Origin of the sequence: Dysgonomonas sp. ZJ279 (genome assembly GCF_011039205.1) — a bacterium.
In the GTDB taxonomy this organism is placed as follows: Bacteria; Bacteroidota; Bacteroidia; order Bacteroidales; family Dysgonomonadaceae; genus Dysgonomonas.
Genome location: NZ_JAAKEL010000006.1, coordinates 1 through 16017, shown reverse-complemented (window position 1 = coordinate 16017; position 16017 = coordinate 1). Strand labels below are relative to the sequence as shown.

The 16017-nt window shown below is 36.6% G+C and carries 12 protein-coding genes and 1 pseudogene; 8 read left to right on the top strand and 5 right to left on the bottom strand.

All coding sequences use genetic code 11. The features are described 5' to 3' along the window. Positions 1 to 2: 2 nt before the first annotated feature. The 4 genes from G7Y57_RS09155 to G7Y57_RS09140 all read right to left on the bottom strand — a co-directional run bounded on the left by G7Y57_RS09155 (position 3) and on the right by G7Y57_RS09140 (position 7244). Positions 3 to 1547: a bifunctional response regulator/alkaline phosphatase family protein gene (locus G7Y57_RS09155; RefSeq protein WP_165022710.1), complete on the bottom strand. Its 1545-nt coding sequence runs from the start codon at positions 1545 to 1547 to the stop codon at positions 3 to 5. A 273-nt stretch (positions 1548 to 1820) separates the two neighbouring features. Then, positions 1821 to 3281 carry a tryptophanase gene (locus G7Y57_RS09150; RefSeq protein WP_165022707.1) on the bottom strand — a complete coding sequence of 487 codons (1461 nt, stop codon included), beginning with the start codon at positions 3279 to 3281 and terminating at the stop codon, positions 1821 to 1823. 122 nt (positions 3282 to 3403) lie between these two features. Continuing rightward, a complete protein-coding gene (locus tag G7Y57_RS09145) occupies positions 3404 to 4540 on the bottom strand; it encodes a glycoside hydrolase family 18 protein (RefSeq protein ID WP_165022704.1) in 1137 nt (378 codons plus the stop codon). 46 nt (positions 4541 to 4586) lie between these two features. Further along, positions 4587 to 7244, bottom strand: coding sequence for a TonB-dependent receptor (locus tag G7Y57_RS09140; protein WP_255491389.1), 2658 nt, complete (start codon positions 7242 to 7244; stop codon positions 4587 to 4589). A 194-nt stretch (positions 7245 to 7438) separates the two neighbouring features. Here G7Y57_RS09140 and G7Y57_RS09135 point away from each other — a divergent pair, with 194 nt between their 5' ends. Together G7Y57_RS09135 and G7Y57_RS09130 are read left to right on the top strand one after the other, a co-directional pair. After that, positions 7439 to 8977, top strand: coding sequence for a glycine--tRNA ligase (locus G7Y57_RS09135; RefSeq protein ID WP_165022698.1), 1539 nt, complete (start codon positions 7439 to 7441; stop codon positions 8975 to 8977). 18 nt (positions 8978 to 8995) lie between these two features. Continuing rightward, complete coding sequence (locus G7Y57_RS09130; protein ID WP_165022695.1) at positions 8996 to 9592, top strand: FKBP-type peptidyl-prolyl cis-trans isomerase; 597 nt, start codon at positions 8996 to 8998, stop codon at positions 9590 to 9592. A gap of 12 nt (positions 9593 to 9604) precedes the next feature. Here the strand turns inward: G7Y57_RS09130 and dacB are convergent, their stop codons facing one another. Beyond that, the gene (gene dacB, locus G7Y57_RS09125) at positions 9605 to 11050 is read right to left on the bottom strand and encodes a D-alanyl-D-alanine carboxypeptidase/D-alanyl-D-alanine-endopeptidase (RefSeq protein ID WP_165022692.1); all 1446 of its coding nucleotides are present in this window, start codon (positions 11048 to 11050) and stop codon (positions 9605 to 9607) included. An 84-nt stretch (positions 11051 to 11134) separates the two neighbouring features. On the opposite strand from dacB, the gene G7Y57_RS09120 reads away from it, so the two are divergent. From G7Y57_RS09120 to G7Y57_RS09095, 6 genes and pseudogenes are all read left to right on the top strand, one after another. Further along, positions 11135 to 12262, top strand: a complete 1128-nt coding sequence (locus tag G7Y57_RS09120; protein WP_165022689.1) for an AI-2E family transporter — start codon at positions 11135 to 11137, stop codon at positions 12260 to 12262. Positions 12263 to 12391: 129 nt separating this feature from the next. Next, positions 12392 to 12784: a DUF3127 domain-containing protein gene (locus G7Y57_RS09115; protein WP_255491387.1), complete on the top strand. Its 393-nt coding sequence runs from the start codon at positions 12392 to 12394 to the stop codon at positions 12782 to 12784. A gap of 87 nt (positions 12785 to 12871) precedes the next feature. Further along, positions 12872 to 13141: a 30S ribosomal protein S15 gene (rpsO, locus tag G7Y57_RS09110; RefSeq protein ID WP_165022686.1), complete on the top strand. Its 270-nt coding sequence runs from the start codon at positions 12872 to 12874 to the stop codon at positions 13139 to 13141. 149 nt (positions 13142 to 13290) lie between these two features. Next, positions 13291 to 14121, top strand: a pseudogene (locus G7Y57_RS09105) (transposase). A gap of 594 nt (positions 14122 to 14715) precedes the next feature. Continuing rightward, a complete protein-coding gene (locus tag G7Y57_RS09100) occupies positions 14716 to 15066 on the top strand; it encodes a PadR family transcriptional regulator (RefSeq protein WP_165022683.1) in 351 nt (116 codons plus the stop codon). Further along, positions 15050 to 15895 carry a hypothetical protein gene (locus G7Y57_RS09095; RefSeq protein WP_165022680.1) on the top strand — a complete coding sequence of 282 codons (846 nt, stop codon included), beginning with the start codon at positions 15050 to 15052 and terminating at the stop codon, positions 15893 to 15895. Before G7Y57_RS09100 ends, G7Y57_RS09095 begins: the two co-directional genes overlap by 17 nt. Positions 15896 to 16017: the final 122 nt, after the last annotated feature.

The following is a 16017-nucleotide window of genomic DNA, read 5'->3' as shown; positions in this document are numbered from 1 at the left end:
TCTTATTTGGGTGTCATTGTTATAAACGGGACAATCATTTCTTCCATCGATATTCCCCCGTGTTGAAATGTATCGGTATAATAAGATACATAATGGTTATAATTGTTGGGATATGCAAAGAAATCATCTCCGGTTGCAAAGATATACTTTGTACTGATATTTGGAGTCGGAAGTCCTATTTTTTGTGGATCGCGAATGTCATAAACTTTCTTACGATCATACTCCAGATTGCGTCCGACCTTATATCGTATGTTGGAGTTTATGCTTTTATCACCTATCGTTTTCATCGGGCTCTTTACACGGATAGTACCATGATCGGTAGTCAGAATAACTTTACATTTCATTTCGGCAACCCTTTTCAATAAATCCATTGTGCTCGAATGTTTGAACCACGAACGGGTTAATGAGCGGTATGCAGCTTCGTCGGCAGCCAGTTCGCGTATCATCTTCGATTCGGTACGCGCATGCGAAAGCATATCTACAAAATTGATGACAATTACATTCAGCTTTTTATCGCTCAATGTGTTCATATTCTGAATCAGTTTTTCTCCTGCGGCCGAAGTCGTTAATTTGTGGTAGGAAAATGAGTCTTTTCGCCTGAATCTTTCCATAAGGGTTTGAATCAGTACCTCTTCATTCAGATTCTTACTTTCATCTTCACTTTCGTCTACCCACAAGTCGGGAAATGTTTTTGCTATCTGTGCAGGCATCAATCCCGAGAAGATTGCATTGCGCGCATATTGTGTCGCTGTTGGTAGAATGCTGCAATAGGTTTCTTCTGTAAATGTAAAATCATTGACAAGAAGATCTTTTACCTCCATCCATTGGTCGAGGCGTAAATTATCAATAAGGATGAAAAAAACAGGTTTGTCACCCTCTAGTAATGGAAATACTTTCTTAGGGAAAAGTTCGGGACTAATGAGCGGTCTGTTTTCAGGGTTTTGTATCCACGATTCGTAATTTCTCTTTATGAATTTGCAAAACCCATTATTGGCCTCTTGTTTTTGAGTATGTAATAAGTCTATCAATGGGTTCTGTGATGCAGTCAGTTCAAGCTCCCAATAGATAATTTTCTTGTATATTTCTACCCAATCATAGTATGTTATAGAATCTGTGATTTGAGTACTTATTTTACTATAGCCTTCTCTGTAACCTTCGAGTGTAGCCTCCGATACAATGTCATCTTTGTGCAGATTCTTTTTGATAGATAGTAATATTTGATTCGGATTGACAGGTTTTATAAGGTAGTCGGCTATTTTCTTGCCTATGGCATGTGTCATTATACCCTCATCCTCACTCTTAGTGATCATTATAACAGGAACACTGGGGTTAATCTCTTTGATCATAGTCAGTGTATCCATACCGGTTAGCCCCGGCATGTTTTCATCTAGAAATACAACATCGAAACTCTCGTTTCTGAAAGCTTCAAGGGCATCTTGTCCGCTATTGACAGGAGTTACCGTATAACCCTTTTCTTCGAGAAAAAGAATGTGAGGTCGCAAAATATCGATTTCATCGTCTGCCCAGAGTATACGTCCTTTCGCCATGTTGTAAATTTATAATAAATCTATTTATATCAATTGTTAAAAGGTAACAAAGGTGACACTTTTATCCTTCTTTTGACTGTAACTTTTTACTTGCTTATCTAACTGTCTATCTTTACTATAGATAAAATCGAAAGTAATGTTTTATCCGTTTCTGTAAATGAAAAACAAGCCACATTATAGTAAAGTGGCTTGCTCTATATCTATTTGCACTTTAGTTAAAACCAAAAGTACATACAGAACTGCAATAAGTGAAACGGAGATGGTTAAAAATTATTATAAGCTATCTCCAAAGTCTTCTTTAAATTTCGCAATTAATTTTTCAGGCCAATCGCTGATTGGTTCAAGACCACCCATAAAGAAACGGAGAACAGGTGGTTCGTAGACAAATTTAAGTCCGCCTATCAACTCACGATTTTCGTACAGCCAAGTCATACGGTCTTCTACATATTTAATTTGCGACAGTGTAAATACACGGCGAGGAATAGCTAGTCGTAACAATTCCATATCAGCATAAGTTTCATTTCCATATTCGTCGCGCTGATTGGAAACGGAACCGCGTTCCATACCTCTCACGCCCGATATAAGAAAGAATGCAGCAGCCAGTGCTCCCGCAGGATATTGTGTTTGAGGTATATGGGCACATATTCTCATTGCATCTACGTGACAGCCTAATACACCGGCAGGAGTAACGACCGGTACGCCTTTACTTTCTAATGCTTTTACGAGGTATTCTATGAATTGCGGACTTTGGCAGATCATTGTCTCGTCAAGTGTCTCATATAAGCCTACCGCAATAGCTTCTATCTCACGAACCGACATGCCCCCATAAGTGAGAAATCCTTCAAATAGAGGTACTAAAGGTTCTAGTTCTTTAAAGATGGCGTAATCATTCGTGCAGATACCACCTCCACGCGAAGAGCTTAGCTTACGTGCCGAGAAGTAAACAAGGTCAGCCAGATCTGTCATGCAAAGAATGATTTCGGCCATCGAGCTATTCTTGAATTCTTCTTCACGTTGTTTTACCAGCCATGCATTTTCGCCAAGTAGGCTCGCATCTAATACAAGACGTATTTTGTGTTTAGTAGCTATCTCTCTTACGCCGCGCAGATTTTCGATAGAAAACGGTTGACCGCCAATTAGGTTGGTCGATGCTTCTATTCGGATATATGGTATATTAGATGCACCATGTTTTTTGATACACTCCTCTAATTTTTCCAGATTCATATTTCCCTTGAATGGGTGTTTGCTGCTTATTACATAAGCTTCGTCATATAGCAACTCTTCTATTTTACCGCCATATTGAGTAATATGAGCCATTGCTGTGGTAAAATGGTAGTTCATCGGAACAATATTCCCTTTGCGGATAAACGCGTGCGAAATAATATTCTCGGCGGCACGTCCCTGATGAACGGGTAATAAATGTTTTTTGCCAAGTACATCTTCTACCGCTTTTTGATAACGTACAAAGCTTTGAGATCCTGCATAGGCATCGTCGGCGCTCATCATTGCCCCGAGTTGTTTGTCGCTCATGGCATTTGTTCCGCTGTCTGTAAGCATATCCAGGAATACATCTTTGGTGTCGAGCCTAAATGTATTGAATCCTCCTTCGTGGAGAGCTTCCAGTCTTCGTTCGATGGGAACTAAATGAAGTTTTTGTACAATGCGGACTTTGTGTAACTCGAGTGGAATATTTTCTCCACTGTAGAACTTAATTTTTTCGGTGTTATTAGACATGGTGTTAGTTTATTGGATTTTTAGGTTTCAAATTGTTCGCGCAAGGTAAAAATAAAAAGCGTAAAAAACAATAAGGTTGTCATTTGCTTGTTAAATGACAACCTTACTTTAGTTTTAATGTTTTATTTTAATGCTTCATTTATTGCATCCAGAAGATATTCCTTCGGATCGGAGCTATATTCCCAGAACATAACGCCTGCCATGCCATTTTGCAAAACATATTCGCATTTAGCTTTGACCGATTGCTCGTCATCGTAGGTTACAAATAGTTTTTCACCGCTATTAAACAGATAAGGAGCATGGGCGATACTATCCCACGATTTTGCATACCCATTTCTATTTTCGAGACTATCTTTTATATATGTAAATCCTTTTCCCGATACTTGTTTCTCAACCTTATCGCCTAAGCCTTTAGTAGCATCGTCTTTCAGTTTGAAAGTACGACCGTAGAAAGCGATGCCCATAACCAGTTTGTTTGCAGGTACTCCCGCTTTAATATATTCTTGCACAATCAAATCGGCACTGCGCTTAGGTTCATAGCTGTCCGAGGCATAAAGGTTTGTGTGATGGATTGCTGTTTCACTCGATTGAGCATCGTAAGTCATAATATTTACATAATCAAGGTATTCCTGTGCTTTGCCCATCTCTGTGTTTTCAAGAAACTTGCTGAAGCCTCCGGTTGCAGTCGTTAACAAATAAGGTTCGTTTGTGATTTTAGTTACAGAATCCAGTTTTGCTCTTAGAGATGCGAACATAAGGGTGTATGTTTGCTTGTCTTCCGGACGGTAGATATTACCGTCGTCTCCCGGTATTGCAGGATATTCCCAATCGATATCTATACCATCGAGCTTATAAGTAGTCATAATATCCAGAGCCGATTGAGAAAAAGCCTCGCGGCCTTCCGCTGTTAACACGGCATCAGAGAAATTTTTACTCCATCCCCAGCCTCCGAGAGAAATAAGTATTTTGAGATCGGGATTTTTCTCTTTTAGCAAATTTAGCTTTCTGAAATTAATCGTATCTGTTGCCTCGTTAGTAAGAACTGCTTTCCCGTCCACTACATTTACGAATGCATAGTTGATGTGAGTGATTTTATTTGCCGATACTTTGTCTACATCGGTTTCTCCTCTGAAACCTCCTACATAAGCTATAATGATTGTTTTGGGTGCTTCTTTCTTTTCTTCCGGTTTTTGAGGACATGCGGTTGTCGATAATGCTACTATTGCCAATAGGCAATATGTTACGAAGTGTGTTCTCATGGTCTTGTGGCTTTAAAATGAATACTAATATTAAAAATATTTATTTTCAAAAATAGTAATCATTATCCACATTATCGCTTTTTCCTTTGAATATATTGAATCGGTAAGAGAAACTTAGCATAACGAACTGATTCAGTGTGTTAGTCCTTGTGTCCGACAGGTAGTTTCCGCTAACGTATCGGGATACATTGTTTCTATCATTAAGTATATCGAATAATTGTAATTTTAATGAGCCTTTTTTCTGTTTAAGAAATAGTTTGGCTATCGATGCATTCCATAGCATTTCGCTTGTTTGGAAATCATCCCCGTAACCTGCAAAATAAGAGTAGTCGAGATTGCTTTGAATAGAAAAATCGTAGGGCAACTTCACCAACGTTATATTGCTGAATACATAATTTGTTGTTACTCTGTTTTGCGCATTAGTCAAATTGTTCTTTGTGATACTATGGTTTATATTGCCTTGCAAGCTGGTTTCAAACTTAGTCGATTTAAATCTGACCATAAGTTGCTCACTAAGAACAATATTGTTGGTTATTGCTTTTTCGCCATTGGTGAAACCTTTATTCTTATAGTAATTGACAAAGGTATTAGTGTTTATCGTGAATTTTTTATTACGTAAAGGCGTATTGTACATAAATCCCAGATTAGACCCAATATTGCCATTTATATTGCGGTACGTGTTCAGACTGTTCCCCTGTGCATCGATAAGGGTATAATCGACAATATTGTTGAATGTATAACGGAAGCTACCTGAAATCATCATAAAGCGGTTAGTCTCATAATCGGACTTCTGATAATTAAAATTGAAATTATTGTCGTAGCTAGGTTTCAGATTCGGATTACCGTAGTATTTACTCAATGCATTTACGACTGTAGTGTCTGCCGATATTTGGTTTATTGCCGGCTGCCTGCTATATCCCGAATAGTCGAAATCGAGATTGGTTGTAGTATTGGGTCTGTACGAAAAGTGTAGAGTGGGAGAATAGTTTACTACATTTTGTGTTATATCCTCGATGATTGAATCGCCGAGGCTTATATTGCTCTTCGAATAAGAAGGATCAATGCTGATACCGAGGGTATAATTATATTTCTCTTTTGTCCCCTGAAAGTTCAGGCTTATATTTTGGTTTATATAATCATTAACTGTATTTCGACTGAATGGTTTGTCGATGATAGTGTAATTGCCCTCCTCATCTTTTTTACGAGCATCCCGATCCCTGTCCGAATGATTATTATTATAATTATAAGCGAACTGCAATGAATGATCTTTGTTTATCGGCTCCACATAAGAAAGTGAAAAGGCATAGCCGTTTGTTGTGCTTTTGGTCGTAAGCTTTTGGTCTATAATGTTATCGGGGATCTCTCCGCTATAACTCGTTAGGGAATAATTCATTCCCTTGCTATCATCTTTTCGCAACGTGTGATTTAATGTCAGGCTGATAGTTCTGCCTTTGCTGTTCAGTTTACGACCGATCGTAAAAACGTTGTTAATATTATAACCATTGCCTTTGGAGTCATTAATGTTGTAGCCCGATGTTGTGTCCATTTGTGCCACATGCGATATGCTGGTTGATGTCTGGTTGATGTTGGAATTGTTGAAATTGATATAAGACCGGGCGAAAATGGTGGTTAATGAATCGGGTTCCCAACTGAGATTCATACCTCCATTGAAGTTTTCCCGTTGATTCTCGTTTTTAGAATCTTGCCTCGATGTACGGTCACCTGATGATAGAAATGTTTGAGTTTCGGTTTTGGTCTCTAGCATGTTTTCATTGTTCGAGTAGCGTATATTACCCCCTATCTTGAATTTCTTCGATGCTTGTGTGTATAAGTTGAACCCTGCATTTTTATTTCGTTCCACTCCATCACTCGATACGAGATTGTCATTGTTGTTTACATTGTTTATATTACCTACAAATGATGCCTGATTTTTATCACGCATGTAGTTAACAATAGCCCTGTTGGCATATTTGTCGCCACTGCCATAACCGACTCTTACATCACCGAATATGCTTTGCTTAAGTTCCTCCTTCACAATAAGGTTGAGGACTTGTTCGGGATCTTTATCTCTGAATCCGGTTACTTTGGCTGTTTCAGATTCTTCTTTGAATAGTTGAAGTTTCTTTATCATGTTGGCAGGCAGGTTAGCCAAGGCCAAAGCAATATCGTTGCCAAAAAACTCTTTTCCGTCTACCAATATTTTTTGTACCGGTTTTCCATTGGCAGTTATGTTTCCATTGGCGTCGAGTTCTATACCGGGAATATTTTTTATCATATCCGACAGCATTGCATTTTCTTCGCTGGTATATGCTGCTGCATTATATTCTATGGTATCGCCTTTTACAACAATATCGGGAGACTTTGCCTCTACCACGGCTTCGCCAAGCATGAACGCATCTTCTTTCAGATACACTTTCTCGAGATTGTAGCCGGGCTGTTTAGAATTGAGTTCAATATTTTGATGGAATTTTGTATATCCGATGAAAGATATTTCGATTATATATTTTCCTTGAGAAGTTAATAATTTAAAATTTCCGTCAATGTCTGTAACGGTACCTTGTATATAAGTACTGTCGCTTTGCTCTAGCAAACGGATGCTCGCTTGGGGGATAGATTCTCTCGTTTTTGCATCATACACGCTACCTTCTATATGACTTTTTGCCTCTCTGCTTGGGGTTTGAGCCAAAGCGGAGAGCGTTATCATAGTATAGATGAATATGAACAAATAGCGCATTATGAACACCGTTTTTTGAAACAGCTAAGATAGCTTTTTTACAATAGAGTGTAAAATTGGCATAATTCGTTAAACTATGACAACTTTTATGTCAAAAAAAAATAGTTACTTTGTGCAACTTATTGCTAAACATATAGAAGTAACGAAAAAAAAGATTCAAAAATATGTCGGAGGATGTTTTTAAGAAAATAATTTCACACAGTAAAGAGTATGGTTTTGTATTTCAATCTAGCGAAATCTATGATGGACTAAGTGCTGTGTACGATTACGGTCAGATGGGAGTTGAATTAAAAAACAATATTAAAAAGTATTGGTGGGATAGTATGGTGCTTCTTCACGACAATGTGGTGGGTATCGATTCTGCAATATTTATGCACCCGACTATTTGGAAGGCCTCAGGACACGTTGATGCTTTCAACGATCCGTTGATTGATAATAAAGATAGTAAAAAACGTTATCGTGCCGATGTCCTTATCGAAGATCATCTGGCTAAGATTGACGACAAAATAAACAAAGAGGTAGAAAAAGCAGCAAAACGTTTTGGTGAGACTTTCGACGAAGCTATGTATCGCGAGACTAATCCAAGAATCTTGGAGAATCAAGCGAAGCGCGACGAGATTCATACCCGTTTTGCAAAAGCATTGAACGATAGTAACCTCGAAGATCTGCGTCAGATTATACTCGACTGTGAGATTGTATGCCCTGTTAGTGGTACACGTAACTGGACAGAAGTTCGTCAGTTCAACCTGATGTTTGCTACTGAAATGGGCTCTACTGCCGATGGTGCAATGAAGGTATATCTTCGTCCCGAAACAGCACAGGGTATCTTTGTGAACTTCCTGAATGTGCAAAAAACAGGTCGTATGAAGATTCCTTTTGGTATTGCTCAGATTGGTAAGGCATTCCGTAACGAGATCGTAGCCCGTCAGTTCATCTTCCGTATGCGTGAATTCGAGCAAATGGAAATGCAATTTTTTGTTCGTCCCGGTGAAGAATTGGAATGGTTCGCTAAATGGAAAGATATTCGTATCAAGTGGCACAAAGCCCTTGGATACGGTGATAATAAATATCGTTTCCACGATCACGACAAGCTTGCTCATTATGCAAATGCTGCTACGGATATAGAATACGAAATGCCATTCGGGTTTAAAGAAGTAGAAGGTATCCATTCCCGTACTGATTTCGATTTGAAGAGCCATGAAGAATTTTCAGGTAAAAAATTACAATATTTCGACCCTGAACTCAATAAATCGTATACTCCTTACGTTATTGAAACATCAATCGGCGTCGATCGTATGTTTTTGTCAACTCTTTCGGCTTCGTATTGCGAAGAAGAACTGGAAGGTGGCGAGAGTCGAGTAGTGTTGAAGTTGCCGCCGGCATTAGCTCCGATAAAATTAGGTGTACTTCCATTAGTGAAAAAAGATGGTTTGCCGGAGAAAGCTCGTGAAATAATTGATGCTCTGAAATTCGATTTCAAATGCCAGTATGATGAGAAAGATAGTATCGGTAAGCGTTACCGCCGTCAGGATGCCATTGGTACTCCGTTCTGTGTGACAGTCGATCATCAGTCGTTAGAAGATAATACAGTAACAATCCGTTATCGTGACACAATGACTCAGGAGCGAGTTGATATCGATAAGTTATCCGATATTATATCTGAGAAAGTGAGTATGAAGAATTTACTAAAAACAATAGGTTGATATTTTAATATAAATAGAATGAATAAAAAAATATATGCACTGTTTGCTTTTCTTGTATGTGCTGTAATAGTTTTCTCTTCATGTGCTGAAGACGATGACGATACGGCTCTCATGGAATGGAAAGCATACAATGAAAAGCTATTTAGTGATGTTGTCAAGAGTGGCGAATATAGAGCGCGTGCCTCATATAGTGGTAACGGTGATATATATTGGAAAACATCAAATACAATTAAGTCTCAAGAAACGAGAATAACACCGGAGGGAACCCCTCATATGACGGATACTGTTATTTGCCGATATACTGGTTGGTATTATACACTAGATGGCACAAAATACATATTTGATACTACTGAAGATGATGCTAATGCTCAGGCAGGTAGGACGTTTTCCATGACTGGTTATGATGCAAATGGTAACTTTGCAGGTGTAATAGATGGATGGACAACAATGTTACTAGCCATGGCTGTAAATGACGAAGTTGAGTTTTGTATTCCTTATAATTTAGGATATGGATCCGCAGGAAATTCACCTAAGATACCGGGCTATACAACTTTGTGGTTTACTATGAAATTACTGGAAATAAAACCGAGTAATCCAAATGAATATCCTAATTGAGATAATGATAGATTAAAATACATCCAATAATAAATTCTCAATAGCCTTCACAACTTGTTTGCGAGGGCTATTATATTTATTGACCATTATTGTAAAAGCATACTTCTTTTCTCCATTTATGTAATAACCGGCAAAGCATTGCACATCGGCTATGCTACCACTCTTTACATACACTTTCCCCTCCAGTCGTGTTCCTTTCAATAAATTACGTACAGTTCCTTCTTTTCCTGCTTTGGCGAATGATTTAAGGAATATGTCTGCATTCTTACTTTCGTTTTGCATATATACCAATACATCACATATAAATGTCGGGCTAACGGCGTTCGATGGTGCAAGACCACATCCGTCATGCATAAATAATGCATCTGTATCCAGTCCGCGTTCTTTCCATAATGCATTCGTTTTTTCTATGCCATTGTCCAAGGCTGAAGAGTATATATCACTATTGTTACTTCGCCCGATGGTACGTATAAGATGCTCTGCATAATGATTATTGCTTCGTACATTTACATCTCTTATAATATCTTTCAGAGGGAATGATTGATGGATATAAAATATCTCTTCGTCATACACCGTTTTTTCTTTTGAATACATTTGCTGATGATATTGCTCGAAAGTGGTACTAAACTTTTCGACTCCTATATTATTTTGCTTTAGCTGCTGCGAAACTATTTCACCCAGGAATAGACCTGGATTAGGTATATCGCCTTTTAATGATATGGAACTTTTTCCGGCAGGTAATTTTCCGATTAATAGCCTGTCGTTGGAGAATGGTTCTCCAACTATAAAGCCGGTGTTCTCCCCTTCGGTGTCGATTCTTAAGGTATTTCTGAATCTGATACTATTCATTCTGGGGTTCGTCCTCACGATGAGAGGGCAAGTGTCTTGCCGCAGGGTGTTTAGGTATAATTGGTATGTATTGTCAAATATGCTGATGCCGTAACTTCCCGAAGCATAGTAATTCCCAATATCTTCCCGTAGCCATTTTTGCGCAATACCTTCATATCCGAAATAATCATCTATTACTACTATATCCAAATCTTGATTTGTGCCGAATGCCGATTCTATTTGTGTTGACCATTCTGAAATAAATGCTTCTTGATCGTTTTCGAGGTACATTGTGCCTAGGGTCGGATCTCCATATCCATGAATAAGTAACTTGTTGGATTGATTTTTATCTTTTGCTAATGTAGTTTTATACCTGTAGTTTGCTCCCAGAGTTTCCAGAGCCGTGGCAGTTGTCACAATTTTAAGTATCGAAGCTGGGGTATATGCCCGGTCTTTATTAAACGAAGCTATCTCTTTACCCGAAAAATCTTTGATGCAAATTCCGATCGATGCATGTTCTAAACCGGGATTCTCGACAAATCGCTGAACAGCCGCTTGTCTTTCTTGGGCAGGCAGTATATAAATGCTTAAAATAAAGATGATTGATAAATATAGAGTCTTCCTTTTCATAGTGGAAAATTAGTTACATAATATCCGAAAAATAAAATATCTTTGTAAAGATATATAATAAATAATAATACTCAAGGTAAGCATATGGTACAACGTTTTGATCAGCCATTCACTTTAGATAGAGTTGTCCGCTTAATAATTAGTGCTTTAGCTATAGGTGGTGGACTCTATTTGCTTTATTTGTTGAAAGGGGTTTTACTCCCTTTCTTTATAGCATGGCTTTTTGCTTATATGTTGAATCCTGTTGTGCGCTTTTTGAAGAAAAAGCTACATATTGCTCATAGTTTTGCTGTTATACTAACGTTGTTGTCGGTTGCAGGCGTATTTACATTATTGGGAATTTTGCTTGTTCCTCTTATAGAACAAGAGATATGGCAAATCAATAACCTGATAAGTAATTACGAATTTACAACTATCAGTAGTGATGGTATTCCATTACATATGGCTGATATTATAGACCGATATGTCGATTTTAAGGAAATACGCAATAGCTTATCCAGAGATACGATGATCGAGACAATACAATATGTCAGTCCAGCATTAGAGAGGCTCTTTTCGGATACAATTTCATTTTTGCTGGGATTTACAGTCGTTTTTATTGTGATATTATACCTTATTTTTATAATGCTCGATTATGATAAAATTAACGAATTCTGGAGATTTCTTGTGCCACCTAAATATCGCCCTGTGGTGAACCGTATAACGGTTGATGTCGAAAAAAATATGAATACCTATTTTCGTCATCAGGCGCTCATCTGTATTATTCTTGCGGTGCTTTATGCTGTTGGCTTTCAGATTATAGGACTGCCGTTAGCAATCGTTTTTGGTATTTTTGTCGGTCTGGTGCATATGGTTCCTTACTTGCAGGTAATCACTTTTCCTCCGGCTATACTTCTTTGCTGGCTGCGAGCATCTCAAACGAACGACACTTTTTGGGCTATGATCGGATTCACTATTCTTGTGTATATTACCATTCAGTGTATTCTCGATCTGTTTTTAGTACCAAAGATAATGGGTAAGGCGATGGGTTTAAATCCGGCAATCATCTTACTTTCATTGTCGATATGGGGCTCTTTTTTTGGAGTAGTAGGTATGATTATTGCTATTCCGTTGACAACTTTATTGTTATCATATTACAGGCAGTTTCTTACAGCCGCCGAGAACTTGCAAATGGATACTCATTCTGAAAATATACCGCCCCACGAGGGATAGGATTAGGGTTATTTTTTATACCTTTATGCTTCTTTTTCGAAGAACGGGTAATTATATAAAGTATCGATAATTATCTTATACAATAAAGAAACTTTTTGGTAGTATAACTACGTAATAATAAATAGGTCTGTGACCTTAATTAATAAATATGCAATGCAACTAACAGCTAAATTAATTCAAGTAATGCCTGTACAAACCGGTATGGGTAAAAATGGAGAATGGAGAAAGCAAAACATCATTCTCGAGACAGATGGAACCTATCCTAAGAAAGTATGTGCTACAGTTTGGGGAGATAAAATAAGTGACGCAGTGTTACAAATCGGTAATATTCTGGATGTATCTTTCGACATTGAAAGTAGAGAATATAATGGAAATTGGTATACAGATGTAAGAGCATGGAAAGTAGAGCCGGCTGGAGCAGCAGGATCAGCACCTGCACCTTATGCAGCTAGCGGTCAGCCTGCACCATCTGCGCCTCCGGTTGATTTCACAAGCGATAGCGGAGATGACCTGCCATTCTGAAAAATGATTTAATATAGGCTAAAGATTTGTCTGTCAAAAAATAAGTCTTATCTTTGCCTCGCAAATAAATTAAAATAAGAAGAACTTATGTATTTAGATTCAGCTAAAAAGCAAGAAATCTTCGCAAAACACGGAAAGTCTAACACTGATACTGGCTCACCTGAGGCTCAGATAGCATTGTTTTCGTTCCGTATTTCGCATTTAACTGAGCATTTGAAGTTAAATAAGAAAGATTATAACACAGAAAGATCATTGAGACGTCTAGTAGGTAAACGTCGTTGTTTACTTGATTATCTAATCAAAAACGATATCGAAAGATACCGTGCGATAATCAAAGAACTAGGTATCAGAAAGTAATTTTCTGGTTAAAAAAGAAAAGAAGAGGTTGTTTCAAAAGAAACAACCTTTTTTATTTTAGAAGTCGTCTAGACTTTTTTTAAGATTAAAAAAGAAAGAGGAAAGCGTTAATTTTGTAATCGCTAAAAAACAAATAACCAACGCTTCCTATGTACAAAGTACTAGACAAATATACAATTGAAAATGAAATAATCCCTCATTTATCAGTAGCAAAAAGAGGATTTAAGACAAAGAGTTGTCTTATCGAAATAGTCAACAGCATTCTTTATAAGCTAAAGACAGGTATCCAATGGCATATGCTTCCCGTTAAGTGCCTCTTCTCGGATAGGGTTTTGAGTTATAAGACAGTTTTTTGGCAATTCCGAAAATGGTGCAAAAAAGGCGATTGGCAAATAAGTTGGGTTCAAATATAGTCCATTCACAAGAAAGATTTGGACTTATCCAGTTGCGATATTGATGCTAGCCATAGTCCTGCTCTTCGTGGAGGAGAACAAGCCACTTATCAAAGTCGTAAAAGTAAAAAGACAACCAATGCTCTTTATTTTACAGACCGACAGGGGCTCCCATTAGCGATATCTTCTCCAATTGCAGGGAACCATCATGATTTGTATAACATTAAAGAATCATTGAATGAGTTATTTACAACATTGAAGCTGGCTGGCCTAAATCTCGATGGATTATTTATAAATGCAGATTCTGGTTTTGATTCCAAAGAATTTAGAGATACTTGTAATGAGCATGGAATATTCCCTAATGTTGACTTCAATTCTAGAAATGGGAATGTAAATGATACTGATTTATTAGATGAACTACTTTATAATGAAAGATAAGCAAAAGAAAGAACAAATGCGTGGATAGATTCCTTTAGGACGCTGCTAAATAGATTTGATAAAACTGTTTCCAGTTGGAAATCTTTCAATTACATTGCTTTTATAGTAATCTTTCTTAGAAAAATAAACAATAACAAAAAGTCTAGATGACTTCAATAGTTATTATATAATTATAATAAAAAATGCTTTTTTTAATATTTTTTAAGATAATTTATTTATAAAGTGCTTGTGAGTTTCTCCTATGAACAAAGAAAACGATAATATATTGCATTAAATAAAAAGTACTAATCAAGATATTTATCTCATATAAAGATATTTAAGCCTAAATTAGATAAAAAGTAATTGAAAAATATTTATATATGTCTTCAACAGCTTTCGAAACTAAATCAAGAACTTATCATGGTCAAAATTCAAAAAAAATAGAATTTTAAAGGGGATCTGATTGTCCTCTTTAGCTAGAACCTTGAAAAGGTCAGAACAAGATTCGTTATCTATCGAACAAAAAGAGAATATTGAAAAAGAATTATTAATACAGTTATCAAAAGTTCTAGGAGTGCTTATGGAAGTTTTAGAAACTTTTTCCAATGAAAACCCTATGTGCCATATCGAGAATTTCAGTAATACTGACCAATGTCTATTCATTAATTTAAAATATAATACTAATAATTTATATGCATATATTACTTATGTATAGAAATATTATGTATATTTGGAAGTATAATATATTACAAAAAATAAATCATTATGTTTTCACAAGAAATTCTAAAGGGTACGATTAAGCCTTTAATCATAAAAATGATTAAAGAAGAAGGTAGAATGTATGGATATCAAATCACTCAAAAAGTAAAAGAAATGTCATTAAATAAAATTCTGATTACCGAAGGAGCATTATACCCAGCACTACACAAACTATTAGATGAAGGTTTTTTAATTACAGAAAGTGAACGGATTGGTAATAGAGAACGCAAATATTATCGTCTCTCGGAGACAGGGCTAGAACAGGCAATGTCCAAACTAGAAGAAGTAAGAGAATCTATTTTAGTATTAGTCCATTTATTCGATCTAAAACCATTACTATATGAAACAACTAAATGAATATCAGGTAAAAAAAGTAGAAAGATACCTCAAAGATATTCAAATAGAAAATAAGCAAATTTACACTGATTTTACCGACCATCTTTGCTGTATTATAGAGGACTACATGGAATTAGGAGAGAATTTTGATAAGTCTTTAAAATTTGCGATGAATCAACTCCCTGGTTCGACAATTAAATCAATAGAAATATTCACTTTAAAATTACTAAATATGGAAACAACATTTTCTACACGTACCGCTTTATTAGCTACAATTCCGTTCTGCTTATTCGGATTAACATGGATGTTTTTTAATTCAAGTTTCGGTGCGCCGTTACCATTGTTATGGTTTTCTCTGATAGCATCAATGATATTTATGCTAGGGCTGTTATGTATTGGATGGGTAAAAAACTTTCCTCGATGGTCATTGCCTGCACTTGGCTTTTGTCCTCTTGTTAGTCTATTCTTTATGATGATATCAATACCAGGTGTTTCAAATGGGAAATTAGGATTCTGGGCGTTAATCCCATTGGCTGTTACTATAGTTATTGCCTTTCTATTTAAACCTTCTATTGAACCATTGACAAAATTATTAGTAAAAATAAAAGAAGAGCCAACTCTTATTCTATTTGCTTTATATGGATTCCTTCCTTTTCTCCTTTTTATAATGTGTGATGAAATTCATTCTACTCAAATTGGTATAATTGCAATAATATCGACATTAATCTTATCAGCCGGACTGTTTTTCTTTCTTAGAACTAATACCATTATCAAAAGAATTTGCTCAATAGTATTATCTAGCGTATTAACGTTCGGATTAGTTTGGTTTTTTGTTATTGAAGTCGTCTAGACTAATTTAAAATTGTAAATATAATAAGGAAGTGTTAGTTTAGTAATCGCTAAACAACTAATCATGAACACTTCCTTATGTACAAAGTACTAAGCAAAGATATAATAGAAAATGAGATATTG